Origin of the sequence: Chryseobacterium proteolyticum (assembly GCF_046591535.1) — a bacterium.
GTDB classification, from domain to species: domain Bacteria; phylum Bacteroidota; class Bacteroidia; order Flavobacteriales; family Weeksellaceae; genus Chryseobacterium; species Chryseobacterium proteolyticum.
On sequence record NZ_JBJLWK010000006.1, the window covers coordinates 85,007 to 101,234 of the forward strand.

18 protein-coding genes and 1 pseudogene are annotated in these 16,228 nt (G+C 34.8%); 7 read left to right on the forward strand and 12 right to left on the reverse strand.

Annotated elements, in window-relative coordinates; genetic code table 11:
- The first annotated feature begins 140 nt into the window (after nucleotides 1-140).
- Nucleotides 141-326 (forward strand): hypothetical protein, encoded by a 186-nt coding sequence (locus ACJ5H0_RS19940; protein WP_273647485.1) that lies wholly within the window; start codon nucleotides 141-143, stop codon nucleotides 324-326.
- A 91-nt stretch (nucleotides 327-417) separates the two neighbouring features.
- Entirely contained in the window at nucleotides 418-852 is a 435-nt protein-coding gene (locus ACJ5H0_RS19945) for a hypothetical protein (protein ID WP_411251727.1), read from the forward strand.
- 71 nt (nucleotides 853-923) lie between these two features.
- Here ACJ5H0_RS19945 and gcvT read toward each other — a convergent pair whose 3' ends face one another.
- The 4 genes from gcvT to ACJ5H0_RS19965 form a co-directional block, all read right to left on the reverse strand.
- Complete coding sequence (gene gcvT, locus ACJ5H0_RS19950) at nucleotides 924-2,000, reverse strand: glycine cleavage system aminomethyltransferase GcvT (RefSeq protein WP_411251729.1); 1,077 nt, start codon at nucleotides 1,998-2,000, stop codon at nucleotides 924-926.
- 227 nt (nucleotides 2,001-2,227) lie between these two features.
- Nucleotides 2,228-2,482, reverse strand: coding sequence for a hypothetical protein (locus tag ACJ5H0_RS19955; RefSeq protein ID WP_411251732.1), 255 nt, complete (start codon nucleotides 2,480-2,482; stop codon nucleotides 2,228-2,230).
- Entirely contained in the window at nucleotides 2,483-2,992 is a 510-nt protein-coding gene (gene idi / locus ACJ5H0_RS19960; protein ID WP_411251736.1) for an isopentenyl-diphosphate Delta-isomerase, read from the reverse strand.
- Nucleotides 2,993-3,093: 101 nt separating this feature from the next.
- Nucleotides 3,094-3,933: an AraC family transcriptional regulator gene (locus tag ACJ5H0_RS19965; RefSeq protein ID WP_411251739.1), complete on the reverse strand. Its 840-nt coding sequence runs from the start codon at nucleotides 3,931-3,933 to the stop codon at nucleotides 3,094-3,096.
- Nucleotides 3,934-4,041: 108 nt separating this feature from the next.
- Here ACJ5H0_RS19965 and ACJ5H0_RS19970 point away from each other — a divergent pair, with 108 nt between their 5' ends.
- The 3 genes from ACJ5H0_RS19970 (at nucleotide 4,042) to ACJ5H0_RS19980 (ending at nucleotide 6,178) form a co-directional block, all read left to right on the forward strand.
- The gene (locus ACJ5H0_RS19970) at nucleotides 4,042-4,458 is read left to right on the forward strand and encodes a carboxymuconolactone decarboxylase family protein (protein WP_172277708.1); all 417 of its coding nucleotides are present in this window, start codon (nucleotides 4,042-4,044) and stop codon (nucleotides 4,456-4,458) included.
- 262 nt (nucleotides 4,459-4,720) lie between these two features.
- Nucleotides 4,721-5,128, forward strand: a complete 408-nt coding sequence (locus ACJ5H0_RS19975; RefSeq protein WP_373428005.1) for an LNS2 domain-containing protein — start codon at nucleotides 4,721-4,723, stop codon at nucleotides 5,126-5,128.
- Between the two features lie 90 nt (nucleotides 5,129-5,218).
- On the forward strand, nucleotides 5,219-6,178 hold the full coding sequence (locus ACJ5H0_RS19980; RefSeq protein ID WP_172277710.1) for a D-2-hydroxyacid dehydrogenase: 960 nt from the start codon (nucleotides 5,219-5,221) through the stop codon (nucleotides 6,176-6,178).
- Nucleotides 6,179-6,231: 53 nt separating this feature from the next.
- On the opposite strand, the gene mscL is transcribed toward ACJ5H0_RS19980, so the two are convergent.
- Nucleotides 6,232-6,612 (reverse strand): large conductance mechanosensitive channel protein MscL, encoded by a 381-nt coding sequence (mscL, locus tag ACJ5H0_RS19985; RefSeq protein WP_172277712.1) that lies wholly within the window; start codon nucleotides 6,610-6,612, stop codon nucleotides 6,232-6,234.
- A 166-nt stretch (nucleotides 6,613-6,778) separates the two neighbouring features.
- Between mscL and ACJ5H0_RS19990 the strand changes: the two genes are divergently transcribed.
- On the forward strand, nucleotides 6,779-8,296 hold the full coding sequence (locus tag ACJ5H0_RS19990) for an NAD(P)H-hydrate dehydratase (protein ID WP_411251747.1): 1,518 nt from the start codon (nucleotides 6,779-6,781) through the stop codon (nucleotides 8,294-8,296).
- 78 nt (nucleotides 8,297-8,374) lie between these two features.
- On the opposite strand, the gene lgt is transcribed toward ACJ5H0_RS19990, so the two are convergent.
- Both lgt and yidD read right to left on the reverse strand, forming a co-directional pair.
- On the reverse strand, nucleotides 8,375-9,241 hold the full coding sequence (gene lgt / locus ACJ5H0_RS19995; protein ID WP_411251930.1) for a prolipoprotein diacylglyceryl transferase: 867 nt from the start codon (nucleotides 9,239-9,241) through the stop codon (nucleotides 8,375-8,377).
- A 434-nt stretch (nucleotides 9,242-9,675) separates the two neighbouring features.
- Nucleotides 9,676-9,918, reverse strand: coding sequence for a membrane protein insertion efficiency factor YidD (yidD, locus tag ACJ5H0_RS20000; RefSeq protein ID WP_172277717.1), 243 nt, complete (start codon nucleotides 9,916-9,918; stop codon nucleotides 9,676-9,678).
- Nucleotides 9,919-10,019: 101 nt separating this feature from the next.
- Between yidD and ACJ5H0_RS20005 the strand changes: the two are divergent.
- Nucleotides 10,020-11,298: pseudogene (locus tag ACJ5H0_RS20005) on the forward strand (replication-associated recombination protein A).
- A 239-nt stretch (nucleotides 11,299-11,537) separates the two neighbouring features.
- Here ACJ5H0_RS20005 and ACJ5H0_RS20010 read toward each other — a convergent pair.
- The 5 genes from ACJ5H0_RS20010 to pheA all read right to left on the reverse strand — a co-directional run bounded on the left by ACJ5H0_RS20010 (nucleotide 11,538) and on the right by pheA (nucleotide 16,175).
- On the reverse strand, nucleotides 11,538-11,786 hold the full coding sequence (locus tag ACJ5H0_RS20010; protein ID WP_411251750.1) for a hypothetical protein: 249 nt from the start codon (nucleotides 11,784-11,786) through the stop codon (nucleotides 11,538-11,540).
- A gap of 110 nt (nucleotides 11,787-11,896) precedes the next feature.
- The gene (locus ACJ5H0_RS20015; protein WP_411251752.1) at nucleotides 11,897-13,855 is read right to left on the reverse strand and encodes a DUF2339 domain-containing protein; all 1,959 of its coding nucleotides are present in this window, start codon (nucleotides 13,853-13,855) and stop codon (nucleotides 11,897-11,899) included.
- Nucleotides 13,856-13,964: 109 nt separating this feature from the next.
- A complete protein-coding gene (locus tag ACJ5H0_RS20020) occupies nucleotides 13,965-14,147 on the reverse strand; it encodes a hypothetical protein (protein ID WP_411251754.1) in 183 nt (60 codons plus the stop codon).
- Nucleotides 14,148-14,269: 122 nt separating this feature from the next.
- Complete coding sequence (locus tag ACJ5H0_RS20025; RefSeq protein ID WP_172277721.1) at nucleotides 14,270-14,986, reverse strand: hypothetical protein; 717 nt, start codon at nucleotides 14,984-14,986, stop codon at nucleotides 14,270-14,272.
- 340 nt (nucleotides 14,987-15,326) lie between these two features.
- Nucleotides 15,327-16,175: a prephenate dehydratase gene (gene pheA, locus ACJ5H0_RS20030; protein ID WP_411251761.1), complete on the reverse strand. Its 849-nt coding sequence runs from the start codon at nucleotides 16,173-16,175 to the stop codon at nucleotides 15,327-15,329.
- Nucleotides 16,176-16,228 lie beyond the last annotated feature (53 nt).

Below are 16,228 nucleotides of genomic sequence, written 5' to 3' on the forward strand. Positions count from 1 at the left end.
ATTGGTTTAATATAGCCAAAATTAAGGCGTGGTTTTGTTCTATGTAATTTTATTTCAGGTATTTATGTGATTTATTTTTCTTCAGATATCGTTTCTATATGTCGGAAAAATTCTATATTTGATGATACCAAAATATTATTATGTTAAAAAATGTTCACAAAATCAAAAGCCTAAACAGGGGAGACCTTAGAGAAATCAATGGAGGAATCGGACCTGTTGTAAATTGCAATTTTTTATGCGGTGGTGCCGGTGGAGTAGTTTCCAATAATCCGGGAATGGGTGATGTATGTACCCCGGATCGGAAATTATGCTGTATCTGCTATTAAACTAAAAGAGACTGTATCCTACACAGTCTTTTTTTATTGTGGAAAAGCAAATTATTTTAACAATATTTGTATTCTGTTTTACCTTTGTATCATGAAATATATTTTCGTTCTGTTAAGTTGCGTCTTTTGTCATCTTCATGCTCAACATAAGATTGATTTAGATAAAAAGATTACCAAAGAACTGGATACTTTACATTATCTTAAAACAAATTTTGAACTTAAGAAATCCGAATATAGAGGAAAACCCTTTTCTTATTTATTGAGCAAAATGACCAGAATATACCCACGAACTGTTTGGAACACCCCGGATATAAAAGATAGTACCATTGTTGAGCGGTCTTTGTTTCGGTTTTATGATATCAATTATCCGATTTTAAATGAAACCAAAATGCTCATTATCTGGCAAACAGGATTTTCTTACAGAACTGCTGACTCTTATAGCAGAAGAAATAAATATTACTTTACCAATGCGGAAAAGAAATTGTATGGAAGTATGATCATCAAGGATATTTTGGTTTACCGATAACAAAAACCCCAATAAAAAAAAATAAAACCGTAGGAACTCCTACGGTTTTTATTTTAATAAAATATTCCTTTCTATACAAAAGGTGCCTTCACAACTTTTGCAGGGATATTTTTATTTCTTACCTGGATGAAGATATCCGATCCTAATTTAAAATGAGGTTTAGCAACATAAGCCAGTCCTAAACCAATCTTTTTCATAGGAGACTGCGTTCCTGAAGTTACTTTTCCGATTACATTTCCTTCCGCATCCACTACAGGATAATCATGTCTAGGAACCCCTTTGTCCTGAAGTTCAAAAGCAACCAGTTTTCTTGTTACTCCTTCTTCTTTTTGTTTGGCAAAGGTTTCTTTAGAAAGGAAATCTTTATCGAATTTTGTGATCCATCCTAAACCGGCTTCAATAGGAGAAGTTGTATCATCGATATCATTTCCGTAAAGACAGAATCCTTTTTCAAGTCGCAAAGTATCTCTGGCAGCAAGTCCACAAGGAATAATACCCTCTGTTTCTCCTGCTTTGATGATCTCATCCCAAAGTTTTACGGCATCTTCATTTTTAAAATAAATTTCAAATCCTCCGCTGCCAGTATATCCCGTATTTGAAATAATGACATCGTTTACTCCTGCTACAGACCCTACTGTGAAGTGATAGTAAGGAATTTCAGACAAGTTAACGTCAGTAAGCTTTTGAAGGATTGCTGTTGCATTCGGTCCCTGAATTGCCAAAAGTGACATTTCATCGGAAGCGTTGGTCATTTTAGCTCCGAAAGTGTTGTATTTTGAAATATGATTCCAGTCCTTTTCAATATTTGAAGCATTAACTACTACAAAATATTTTTCATCATCCATCTGATACACGATAAGGTCATCTACGATACCGCCATTCTCATTAGGAAGACAAGAATATTGGGCTTTTCCTTTTTCCAGTGCATTTACATTATTTGTCGTAACGAATTGCAAAAGCTCTTTAGAACCAGGACCCTCAATGAAAAATTGTCCCATGTGAGAAACATCGAATATTCCCGCGTTTTCTCTCACTGCAAAATGTTCTTCCGTAACTCCGGAATATTGTACAGGCATTTCGAAGCCTGCGAAAGGTACTATTTTCGCTCCTAAGGAAACGTGTTTGTCGTACAAGGCTGTTTTCTTCATATTTATTTTATTACTTTATTTTAAAGCTATTAAAAGTATCATTGAAAAGATTCATATAATTGCCATTCCAGTATTTCTGGCCACAATTGATGGAAATAATGAACAGGTTTTTCTCTTTTTGAAAAACTTTGGTAATCCAGAAAAGCTTATCGTGATCATCAAAATATTCATACGTATATTCTGTGTATCCTTTCTTTCCTTTACCGGATTTTACCTTGCTTTCTTCATCATTGGATTTGTAAAGGGCAAGGATGAATTTTTTTTGTTTCCTCTTTAGGAATATTCAGGTCATGGTATTCTGAAATTGTAATGGCACCAATTTCATTCGAAGGAAATATATTTACAATATCATCGTCATTTGTCGATTTCCATCCTTCAGGAACGTTAATCGTGTAATTGGTACTTTCATAAACTGCCGTTTTCTGTGCAAAGGTAAAACAGCCTAACATCAATATTAATCCTGCGATCAAATTTTTTCTCATCTAAAAATGGTGTTTGTATTCTTCCAGAATGATTTTAAACCATTCTGTAAAATTTTCTGGGTTCTCAGAGATCTCTTTATCCAGATCAGCAATGGAGATGTATCTTACCTCTTCAACCTCTTTTTTATTTAAACTGAAATCAGCGTCGTAATTTCCAACGAATACATGGTCAAGCTCATGCTCCCAAAGTCCACCGCCAACATCAGCTTTATAAATAAAACTGAATTTTTCTGCAAGTTCTACTTCTATTCCCAGTTCTTCTTTCACCCTACGCTTTGCACCTGCCAGATAGCTTTCACCATTTCTGGGATGCGAGCATACTGCATTGGTCCATTGGTTAGGAGAATGGTATTTTTCCGAAGCTCTTTTTTGCAAGAGCATTTCTCCCTTATAATTAAATAGAAATACGGAAAAAGCCCGGTGTAGCAAACCATTAACGTGTGCCTGCTGTTTTTCCATCAAACCTATAACATTGTCCTGCGGATTTACTAAGACTACCAATTCTTCCATTCCTACAAATGTAAGTCTAATAAATGTATTTTGGAAATTTTTGGGGAAACATCATATCAATGCCAGATCGCGAATGGAATCCCTGAAATTTTCGGAACTTTTTAATGATCTGCAATTCGTTTTTCTTTTCTCAATATGGATGAAGATATACCGAAATGCTTTTTTAAGGCCTTATTAAGGTGGCTTCCGTCGGTAAAACCCAGGCTCCATGCAATTTCCTGTAATGGAGCTGTTGTATATGTAATCCTGTTGATCGCTATCTGCAGTTTGGTTTTCTGAGTATATTCCTTTAATGTTTCGCCGGCATTTCTTTTAAAATATTCGCTGAAATACTTTCCGGAAAGATTAAATTTTTTGGATAAATAATCGATAGACAATTGATCCTCATTAATGATATTTTGATTGATATGCCGGATGATTTCAGAAAATTTAGTATCGCCTTTCTCTTTCGTATCGGCCAGTCTTGAACTGATAATTGTAAGTATTGAAGACAGGGAATTGGCGATTAATGTTTCAGAATACGCCGCGTTCTGATCCTTTTCATGAACTATAATATCCAATAATCTTCTAACCTGTTCCTTGTCTTTATTATCATGAAAAACAAGTCCTTTGCTGAAATCATAGAATCCTATGATATAATTGAGTTTGCTGTACCATTGTGAATAATTGATATCCGTACTTTTAAGATTTTTAAAATAATGCTCTGTAAACCGGACGAATAAAAACTGAGTAGGCTGGATGATGTCATAGGCATGACACTTTGAATAGGGAAGCAAAAAGAAATCCTGAGGTTGATAATTCCGGGTTTTGTATTCTATACTTTGTACTCCTTTCCCCGAAAGAATGAAGACGAGTTCAAAAAAACTGTTTTTACGGAAACGGTCCTTCCATTCAGATAACTCAGTTATTTCGATTTCAATAAGCTCATGTATATGGTCCATCGCAGCATCAATGATTAGTACAAAATTAATCTTTTATTTATACTCAATTTTCTGTTTTTTGTACTCTTTTAAGAATGTATGCCTGCTGTAGCTTTGTGAAAAAAAAAGATGGATTATAAAAGTATAGCCAGGCAAACTGTTGGATATTTATACCAGGCTCATTCAAGTATCAGAAATTCAGGAATTGATAATAAGCTTATTGCTCTGGCGGAGCTGAGGATATCCCAGTTAAACGGCTGTGCCTATTGTTGCAGTTTCCATGCCGGAGAACTCAGAGATATGGGTATCGATCAATCAATAATAGATAAGATCCCGGGATATAAGCACTCGGCATCATTCAGTAAAAAACAGCTCTTAGTTTTACAGTGGGCAGACGCTGTAACTTTCATCAATGGAGATATCAGTAATTTACTTGTAGAACTTCAAACTGAATTCTCTGAAAGGGAGATTGTAGAACTTACATCAAGTATTTCCCTTATGAATGCCTTGAACCGGTTGCGCATTAGCCTTGGAGAAAAATTTTAAAATTTTTTGTTCAGTCATGATATTTCAGATTATCAATAATGTAAATCTTGTGGTTATTTGTTGAAATCTGATATTATTTTTAGTGAACTTATGGTGATTAAACTCAAGTGAAACTGAAAATTTTAAATCATAAATGTAAAATTGGTTGATTTAATATTGAATTTATTAATCTAATTTACGTTATAGTAGTAAATTTTTAACATAAACAAAGTTTAACACCTCTTTTCATTGTAAAAATCGTAACTTTGTAATTCAAATTTTTATGATGGAGCTAGATTATATCGAACACGTGAGTCCAGTACTAAAGGACGGAGTAAAAAATTACTTAATAGATATTGACGGAACAATTACAGATGATGTTCCGAACGAAGAACCGGAGAGAATGGTTACCTGTGAGCCTTATCCCGATGCTTTAGAAACCATAAATAAATGGTATGATGAAGGACATCAGATATGCTTTTTTACTTCCCGCACTGAAAATTTAAAACAAATTACAATTGACTGGCTGGATAAACACGGATTCAAATACCATAGTGTTTTGTGTGGAAAACCAAGAGGAGGGAACTATCACTGGATTGATAACCACCTGGTGAGAGCGACAAGATACAAAGGGAAATTTACTGATCTGGTCGAAAAACAAGTGACAATCGAAGTTTTCAAAGAAGATTAAAAATAATTCAAAGATTTAAAGATTAATGATAAAGCAGCACGCCGAATTTTAATTTTTAAATCTTTTTAAATTTAAATAGACATTGTATTTATGAAAGTTTTAGCAAATGACGGTCTGGATCAATCTGGAATTGATGCATTAACTGAAAAAGGGTTTGAAGTGATCACAACAAAAGTACCACAGGAATTTTTAGTAGATTACATTAATGAGCATAAGATCCGTACTTTACTGGTACGTAGTGCGACACAGGTAAGAAAGGATATTATTGATAACTGTCCATCCATTGAGATTATCGGAAGAGGAGGTGTTGGTATGGATAATATTGATGTAGATTATGCAAGGGAAAAAGGAATTCATGTAATCAATACACCATCTGCATCTTCAGAGTCGGTTGCGGAATTGGTATTTGCCCACTTATTTTCAGGAGCACGATTTTTACAGGATTCGAACAGAAAGATGCCTGTAGTAGGAGATACTGAATTTGCAGGACTTAAAAAAGCATATGCTAAAGGAATAGAATTGCGAGGGAAAACCATCGGTATCGTTGGAATGGGAAGAATAGGACAAGAGGTTGCAAGGATTGCTTTAGGTCTTGGAATGAGAGTAGTTGCGGCTGATAATAATGTAGGCAGGGCAAGTATAAAAGTCAAGTTCTATAACAACCAGTTTATCAATGTGGATATTGAAACGGAACCGTTACAGGATGTTCTGAAGCATTCGGATTTTATTACCCTTCACGTACCGGCACAGAAAGACGGATATATGATCGGAAAAAATGAGTTTGAAATTATGAAAGACGGAGTAGCAATAGTGAACTGCTCGCGCGGAGGTGTTATTGATGAGGTGGCTTTAATTGAAGCCCTGGATTCCGGAAAAGTGAAGTTTGCAGGACTGGATGTTTTCATTAATGAGCCTACTCCTTCAAAAGATATTCTCACTCATTCTAAAATTTCCCTTACACCTCATACAGGAGCTTCAACATTGGAAGCACAGGATCGAATTGGTCTTTCTTTGGCGGAGCAGATTTCAAGTATACTACAGATTCACTAATCGAATGAAGTTCATATTGAAATAAAAAACACCTCAAATGAGGTGTTTTTATGCTATATGTTGTTCTTGTTTTTTAGTAAATCCCTGATTTCCATCAATAATTTCTGATCATCTGTAGGACCAGCCGGAGCAACCTCTTTTGCCTTTGATACTTTGTTAATTCCTTTAATCATTATAAAAAGAACCATTGCTATACAAAGGAAGTTAATAACTGCCGCCAGGAAATTACCATAGGTAACGCCGTTCCATACCAGGGTTTTGATATTTTCTGCCCCTGCAGCTTTTAGAGCCGGATTAAGTAAAAGAGGAGTAATAACATCTTCTACAAATGATGAAACAATTTTACCAAAAGCTGCACCAATGATAACCCCTACTGCAAGATCAATGACATTGCCTTTGACTGCAAATTCTTTAAATTCCTTTAAAAATCCCATAATTTAATTTTTTTTTATGTTGTGTATGACACAAATATAGCTAAAATTGTTATTTTTTTCGCGTTTATGGGATATTTATTTGTATTCTTTTTAAATAATGTGAATGTGGAGTAATCGCCTTTGCATTAATAAAAAATATTATAAATTAGTCGGATACTAATATGAAATGAAAATATTTACGAAGGAGCAAATAAGGGCGTGTGATCAGTTTACGATATCGAACGATCAAATTTCTTCAATTAAACTAATGGAGCGCGCAGCACAATCATGTGTAAACTGGATATCTGAACATTGTAAAAATCATAAGAAGTTTTTTGTTTTCTGTGGCGTTGGAAATAACGGAGGAGATGGATTTGCTATTGCACGGCTGCTCCATACCGAAGGTTTTGATGTAGAGGTATTTGTAGAGGATCCCAAATCGAAACTTTCCGATGATGCAGAGGTCAATTTTGAAAGAGTACAAGGGGTTTCGGAAATTCCGGTTAAAAGATTCAGTGAGCTGGATAAGGACCCGCTGGATGATGATACTGTTATTATTGATGCCCTTTTCGGAACCGGATTATCAAGAGAACTTGAAGGAGCATACAAAGAAGTAGTTGATTATTTAAACACTCTGAAGGTTGTTAAAATTTCTATTGATATTCCTTCCGGACTTTTTGCAGATACCACTTCTGTTGCAGGCTCTACTATTTTCAAGGCTGATTATACTCTGAGTTTTCAATTCTGGAAGAAGAGCTTTTTACATCCTGAAAGTGGTATATTTACAGGTAAGGTAGAGATTTTGGATATAAATCTTAGCAGAGAGTATATTTCAAATACTGAAACAGCTGATTTTTCGGTTGATGAAGAATGGATCAAAAGAATTTTTAGACCGAGACCGGACTTTTCTCATAAAGGATTGTATGGTAAAGTATATATTGTTGCAGGAAGCTTCGGTAAAATGGGAGCTGCTGTGCTATCCACAAAAGCTGCCTTAAAAACCGGAGCCGGTTTGACGTTTACGGTTGCTCCCGAATGCGGATATAATATTTTACAAATATCTTGTCCGGAAGCCATGTTTATAAAAAGTGGTGATCAGGTTACAAGTAAGATAGAGATTGAAGATAATTCTGTATTTGGTATAGGGCCGGGTATAGGAGCAGATAAGGAAACGCAAAAAGTCCTTCTGCAATTTTTAAAAGAATATGCGAAACCACTGATCCTGGATGCGGATGCTTTGAATATAATTTCGGAAAATGAAAAAAATCTGAAACTGATCCCGAAGAATTCAATCATTACTCCTCATCCCAAGGAGTTTGAAAGGCTATTTGGTAAATCCGCAGACTCTTTTGCAAGACTGGAACTGGCACGTCAGAAAGCGGATGAGCATCAGATATATATTGTCCTGAAGGATCATCATACACAAATTATTACTCCTGATGGAAAAGTGCATTATAATACTACAGGAAATTCGGGACTGGCCAAGGGAGGAAGCGGAGATGTTCTTACAGGAATTCTTACCTCATTACTGGCACAAGGATATTCCGAAGAAGATGCCGCTGTTTTCGGGGTGTGGCTTCATGGAAAAGCAGCAGATTATGCGGCAGAAAGATATTCTAAAGAATCTATGCTTCCTACTGATCTCATTAATGAACTGGGAACAGTATTTGAGAAAATCAATAAAAAAACGGCAGTTAAGCTATAAAGTACTTCTAAAGGAGGTCGTAAAAATATAAAAGCCACAATTCAATTGTGGCTTTTATATTTATTTTAAGGAATATAATTATTCAGGTTTTGCGTTTTGTTCCTGAGTAATTTTGAATTTTTTAGACATAATCATGATCACTACTCCTGCAAGCATGAAAGGAATAGAAAGTACCTGTCCGGTATTCAAGCCTCCGATCTGGATAAATTCATCTCCCTGAGGCTCTTTTAAAAATTCTACAAAGAATCTGATAGCCCACAGAATAATGAAAAATAATCCAAATAACCAGCCTTGCTGATATTTCTTATCTGTTTTTTTGTATAAGATCCAAAGTAGGATAAACAGGCAAATATATCCGAAGGCTTCAAAAAGCTGGGTAGGATAACGTGGTACAGTTAGACCATATTCACTGCTTTGCTGAGGGAAAAGTAAAGCAAACGGGGAATTCGGGTCTACAGGTTTTCCCACAATTTCAGAATTGAAAAAGTTTCCCATTCTTACAAATGCACCTCCCAAAGAAACCACTATTCCTAATCTATCGTATACCCAGAAAGGATTTTTTCTGATGATCTTAAACGAGTAATAAAGAGTTGTAAGAATTAAAGCAATAGTAGCTCCATGGCTTGCCAATCCTGAAAAACCTGTGAATTTCAGGCCGTTTTTTGTGCTTATTGGCAAAAAGACACTCCAGAAATCTTCCTTGAATAATTCAGGCTGATAAAAGATAACATGGCCTAGCCTTGCACCTAAAATAGTTCCGATCAGCGTCCATGTAAATAATGGTTCCAGATATTTTAAATTGACATTATCAGTTTTGAAGATTCTTGCCATCAGGAGATAACCAAATCCAAAGGCAAAAATGAACATCAGGCTATAAAAATGAAGTGTAACAGGCCCCAGTTTGATCCCATTGGAAGGATCCCATACTTTAAAAGGAGTTTCCAGTTCAACATGGTCTGCAGCTGTAATGGGTTTGTCTGCTTTTACAGCATATTTGAAAGTTTCAATATTTTCCTGAGTAGCCGGAGTTTCTATCAGCTTAAAGTGTTTATCAAAAAACTGGTATTTTGCTTCTTTGTATTTACTTAATGTTGCAGCGCTGAAATTGAAGTAAGCAGGCTCAAAATTAGACTTATTCAGAATTACCAGAACATTACTATTGATAGGTCTTTCCACAAAAGAGTCCAGATCTCTGATTTCAGTTGTTGAATAGATTTTAACGGGGATTTCCGTAGCATTTACTTGTAAGGTTCCGTCCGATAGACCGCCAGGGTATGCCTGTGCAAAAATACACTGGGTAACGAAGGCAAATACTACGAGGTACATTCTGAAAAAAATATTACTCATTTCTATTTTTTTGATAGTTTATTACTGAATTTTTATTTCTTTGGAGGAACAGGATCATATCCGCTACCTCCCCATGGATGACATTTTGAAATTCTCCTTATACCCAGCCACAATCCTTTAAAAATACCATGCACCTGCAGTGATTCTACCATATAATGGGAGCATGTAGGTTCATAACGACAGTTTTTAGGGAGTAAGGGCGAGATAAACCATTGGTAAAATTTAACTAAAATTACCAAAGGAAAAGTAATGATCTTGTTGACTGTTAATTTCAAAACAATGCAAAAATAGGGTAAAAAAATGAAAATTAGTTTAAATTTGTTATAAGTTTCAGAGACATAAATCTGAAATATTCACTCAAAAATCCTAAAATATCTTGAATCAAAATATTCCATTAGCTGAAAAATTAAGACCCAAAACCCTGGATGATGTTCTGGGGCAGGAGCATCTTACGGGTGAGAAGGGAACAATACGGAAGATGATTGAGAACGATACGCTCAATTCTCTTATTTTATGGGGGCCTCCAGGAACGGGGAAGACAACATTGGCAGAAATTATTTCTGAAAAATCCGGAAGAAAGTTCTATAAACTTTCTGCGGTTTCTTCGGGTGTAAAAGATGTTCGCGATGTCATTGATGAAGCAAAAAAACAGAATCTATTTTCAGGAAAATCGCCAATCCTATTTATTGATGAAATTCACCGCTTTAATAAGTCGCAGCAAGATTCATTGCTTCACGCAGTAGAAAAAGGATGGATCGTTCTGATAGGTGCAACCACGGAAAATCCAAGTTTCGAGGTAGTTTCAGCCTTGCTTTCAAGGAGTCAGGTGTATATCCTGAAAGCTTTAAGCTATGAAAAACTGGAAGAATTGGTGGACATTGCTCTCGATAGGTACAATAAAGACGAGAATACCCATTTAAAAATTGGAGAAAAAGGTGCATTTATACAATATTCGGGTGGTGATGCCAGAAAACTTATCAATTCTGTTGAGTTGGTTCTCAATCAATATAAAAATACAGAGACAACTGAGGTTTCCAATGAAGATGTTCTTGCCGTTCTTCAGGAAACAATGGCTTTATATGATAAAAACGGAGAACAGCACTACGATATTATTTCTGCATTTATTAAATCCATGCGGGGAGGTGACCCCAATGGTGCGGTATATTGGCTGGCAAGAATGATCGCCGGGGGAGAAGATATTAAATTTATTGCGAGAAGGATGCTTATTCTTGCGGCTGAGGATATTGGATTGGCAAATCCGAATGCTTTGGTTATTGCTAATAATTGTTTTCAGGCTGTCAACGTAATAGGTAATCCCGAAGCCCGGATTATTTTAAGTGAAACTGCAGTGTATCTGGCGGTATCTCCTAAAAGTAATTCTACTTATATGGCTATTAATAATGCATTGGCATTAGTAAAACAAACAGGTAATCTTCCTGTACCCCTTCATCTCAGAAATGCTCCGACAAAACTAATGAAGGATCTCAATTATGGCAAAGACTACAAATATGCACATTCTTATGAAGGAAACTTTGTAGACCAGGATTTCCTTCCTGAAGAAATTAAAGACACCAGGCTTTATGAGCCGGGAGATAATGCCACGGAGAAAAAAAATTTATGAAGAACTCAGAAAAAAATGGAATAATAAATATTAGAAAAGGATGCTCAGTGAGCATCCTTTTTTTTATGATCAAAAATTAATGATTATTTCTGGGTTGTTGTAATAAAAAGGGACTTTTTGCCATTGTAATCCTTTACTTCAGTTTTAGCTAAAATATCAGCGTAGATACTGGTTTCAGGATTAGAAAATTCATAACCTTCGATGATTACAGGTGTTTCTTTGGGTAGGTTGTTTTGTACATTAAGCTGAGCTAATGTTAACCTGTCAAGGTTTTCATATCCTTTTTTGATTTTGAACTCTGTAATCCCATTGTCTGCCAGATAACTGAATTTTTTTTAGATTCTGTGGCAAAGTAGCAGGTGTTTTATAAACATGCATGCTTTGTATGAAATCTGATTTGTCCTTGAACATATCAACTGTTCCAACAATATCATTAGCAACAGCAAATTTCGCTGAAGGATTCTTCTGTCCAAACAAACATACAGAAGATACTAATAAAAAAGAATAAAGTATTTTTTTCATAATCTAAAGAATAAGTAACGATTAAAAACAGGTTAAATATAAGTTTTTTTTGTAGAATTTGAATGTGATTTCAAGATAAATTAAAAATTATGTATAAATAATGGGTTTTATTAAAATTCTGAATTTTCATTTTTATCAGTTTCATCCTTTTTATCCACAAGATTTTTAATGATATTTTTCAATCTCTGGAACATAAATGAGCTTAGCAATAAAATCACTCCAAGTAATATAAAAGCTATAATTCTGGAGATATTATCCATTTGCCATACATCATAGGCATACAGTTTCACAATAACGATCCCTATAAGGGTGAATCCGATTCTGCTTAATTCATTATTCTCTCTTTTAAGCCCGGTATAAATAAAGATAATTGAAAGGATAGCCCAAATGATTGGAAGATACAGAATGCTAAAATGTTTTTGCAGTGCAGGCAGGTTTGTATGGTTTACTGAATTTCCCAATAAATATAAGTGATACAATTCACAGCTTACAACAGTAACCAATGTAAAGGCACCGAGCCAATACGAAATTTTTATTTTCAAAAAATCCGGTGTGTTTATTACCTTATAATAATATACATATATAAAAGGAATGAGGTATAGTAAGTAAATTCCATAGAAAGACCATGAAGTTTTCTTTAATACGATATCATGTATAAGCTCGGAAGCACAGAAAGTAACGTGAATGATAGTAAGGCAAAAGAAAAAATAAATCAATCCGTTTTCGATCTGTCTGTTTATTTCCAGTTTTCTGCCGAGTAGTAAAAGGATGGAGATGTAGAATAGACTCAGTAAAAACCCCGATACTAAAATAATAGCAAAAGGCTGTTCAGAAATCTGATAAATCAACTCAAATAATATCGCGAAATAAATGACAGAGTAATTAAGGATTTTAAATGCATTTTCAAAGAAGCTATTTCCGGAAGTGTTATTTCCCTGTAATCTTTTGAGTAGGGCAAGATTAAAAAGGATGGTAATGATTGTCACCAAACTTGTTAAAAAGATAGGGTTGATTATTACGTTAAGATCTTTTGCGTCGAAATATTGTGCCCATGTAATGATTTGAGCTAACAGGACTAAAGGAAAAAGAATATAAAAGAAAACTTTAAAAATACTAAGATTTGTTTTTTTCCAGATAAAAAGAAGTAAAGTTGCTTCAATTGCCCAGATGCTTGTGATCAAATGCGTTTTGAACTGCAATGCGACAGCAATGGTTAGAAGGCTTACAGTAATACCTGTAAATATGGAATAAGTGCTGTTAAAACTTTTCTTATTATATTCCCTGAAAACGAGACAGCCGTTAATTGCTGCAAAGATTAGAGGAAATATGATGACCGGTTCATATCCCAATTTGTTAAAAAGGTAAATTAAACTTAGAGTACTAAAGAAGTTGACCAGGACTAATAATATTGTATCAAAAGCAAAAAGTATGTTTTTCTTAATATAGTTAAGCAATGCGAAAGCATAAAATATAACATAATTGATCAGATAAAAATAAATACTTAATATTTCAGGTTTTTCTACAATCCAATATAACAAATAGAGATGCGTAAAGAAAAATGCAATTCCTCCAACACTTTTCCATTGTTTCAAAAAGGTAATGATAAACATTCCGATATTTAAAACAGATATATAGGTGAATAAAAATAAGTAATTACTCTGGCCGGAACTGATCATTAAAGGGGCTAGAAATCCGCCAAATAATGAAAAAATAACTAGGACCTCGCTATTATAGCGATAAGAAAGAATGATAGATAATAATGTTATACAGCATGTAATAATAAAAGCGGTATTCTGTGCGAACAGATGATATTCACGAAACGCTATGGTAGTGGTAAAATATAAGATTGCAATACCACCTCCCAATATTATAGATGAAAATGTTGCATAATTTTTTCTTAGAAAATGCCCTGTAATTATAATAGCTGAACCGATGAAGAATCCTATTGTCGCCCTTGCTGCTTCTCCAATCCAGTTTTTATCAATGGCATACTTTACAAAGTAACCGATACCTAAAACCAAAGTGAAAATACCAATAACTGCCAGAATGTTTTGTTTAAGAAAACCCATAATAGGGGAAAGCCAGTCTGTCTGTTGATCTGATGGTACCTGTTCCTGAATGTTGGGGTAGATCTCTGGTGCAGATTCTTTTTCATGATGAGTATTGATAGGTGAAGCTTCAGGAGATAGCTGAGATGGACTTGTAGATTCTTTTTTTTAGCCCTGCAACCGGAATGTCTTTAGGAGTATTTTCCTGTAAGTCTGAAATTTTCTTTTCAAGCTTTTGTATTCTGCTATTTAAATTACTATAAACAATAACAATCAATACAATAAGTAGAATAACCAGGAAATTTGCCGTCATAATTTTCATTTGTTTGATCAAATATAAATAAATGTTTGTTAAGCTACTCGTAAAAACAATTAATCCATCATATTGGGATATGATGGATTAACGGTGTATAGTGATTAAACTAAATAAAAGTCCTAGTTAGATACTTTGTAAATATAGAATGAAGCAACACTTGATCCAAGTAAACCTACGTCAAGCGCAGAAGACCCTACAAGACCGAATGAAATCTTATCTCCTGCCTGTAGGCTATAGATTGAGTTCAAGCTGGATTCTGAAATTGTTAAGCTTAACAGAATTAGGTTTGCTCCGCTAAATGCACGGCTATCTATTGTAGTAGCTACCCCTGCTCTTGTTCTAACGATTCCTACTCCCGGGCTGTTGGCAAGGATAGAAGCTTGTAATCCTGTTCCGTAACGGAAAGTAAATCCAATAGCGTATACTCCGTCAGATGGAACAACATACGTATTGTCGGTATCAGAGAATAATGCAGCACTACCGATTGTTCTTTCTGCTGTCAGGAAGTTAACTCCTCTAAATCCGGAAGGAAACAATCCTAAGCTTAATAAACTGATTCCTGCTGTTTTTTTAGCAGCAAACAGGGTAGGGTTTGTAGCACCACCACTTCCGGCACTCGCTACTAATGCAGGATCTGCTTGTTGTAATTCACCGGTAGCAATATTATACATCATAACATCAAATCCGGTTAATGTTGTCGTTGTTGGAACCTGGCGTACTTTCACATCTCCGTTTACGTCAAGAGTAGCTGCTGGTGTTGTGGTGTTTATTCCTACCTGTGAAAAGGCTTGAAATGAGATCAAAAATAAGATCAGAATGGAAATTTTAGTTTTCATGTTATAAAAGTTTAAATTGTTATGGTTCTAGTTTTAGTTTCGTAAAAATACAGCAAAAATTATGCCTGTAGGTTATATTTTATATAAAGTTATTGTAAATTATGTTTAAATATTTTAACAATTTACAATTTATATTCAATATAACGTTACGTATTTATACTATAAGTAAATATACTTAAATTTTTTGAGAATAAAGATAAATAAAATAATTTAAATAAATCCCTTTTTATTGAATAATTTTTATTTAATGTAAAAATAAAGCTGTCAGACATTCTGACAGCTTTTTAGTAGGTTATATTTCTTGGATAATATTATAACTATCCTGTTTTTTTAATAAGATTTAACTTTCTAATAAATACTCTTTGTAATTTCCAAGGAAATCAACATCTGCGCGGATGGATTCAAGCTCCTGTATTGCATTTCCATGCAGGATCGGATGCCATTCACCTACCACATTGATATAGAAAAAGTAGTTTCCAAGTCCCGTTTTTAAGGTCCGGGATTCTATTTTGCTAAGATTCATCTTTCTCCAGGCGAATACTGATAATACCTGGTGTAATCCTCCGGCATGATCTTCAGGTAATGTAATGAGCATCCCGGATTTTTCCCCAAGAACCTCTAATTTTTCGTTTTTGTAAGGATTTCCTTCTTTAGAGATCACGATAAATCGGGTGTGGTTCTGCTCAAAGTCCTGAATATTCCGGTTAATGATTTTTAAACCATAAAGATTAGCAGCAAATTGGTTGGCGACAGCTGCGATCTTTTGATCAGGGTTCTCGGATACATATTTGGCTGCGGCGGCCGTAGAAGAAAAATCCTGCCTTTGAACATTCTTGTAGTGTTCATCTAAAAAATGAAAACTCTGAGCCAATGCCTGCGGATGGGAATAAATCTTCTCGATTTCCTCAATAGAATTGTTGGGATGAATCATTAAGTGATGTGCAATGGGCATCACAGCTTCAGCTTCGATTTTTATTGCAGGGGTTTTATACAGATAATCTAATGTCATGGAAACGGTACCTTCAATGGAGTTTTCCAATGGGACAACAGCTTTAGCAACTTCTCCTTTTTCTACTGCTTCAAAACAATCCAGGATATTTGCCTGTGGTAATAGGTCTTCCTCAGGAAAAAGTTGTGTGGTGGCAAGTTGAGTAAAACTTGCATGTGGGCCAAGAAATGCAATCTTCATATATTCTGCGTAATTGTTAAATGTAAATTAAACTTCAACAAAGGAATGAAATA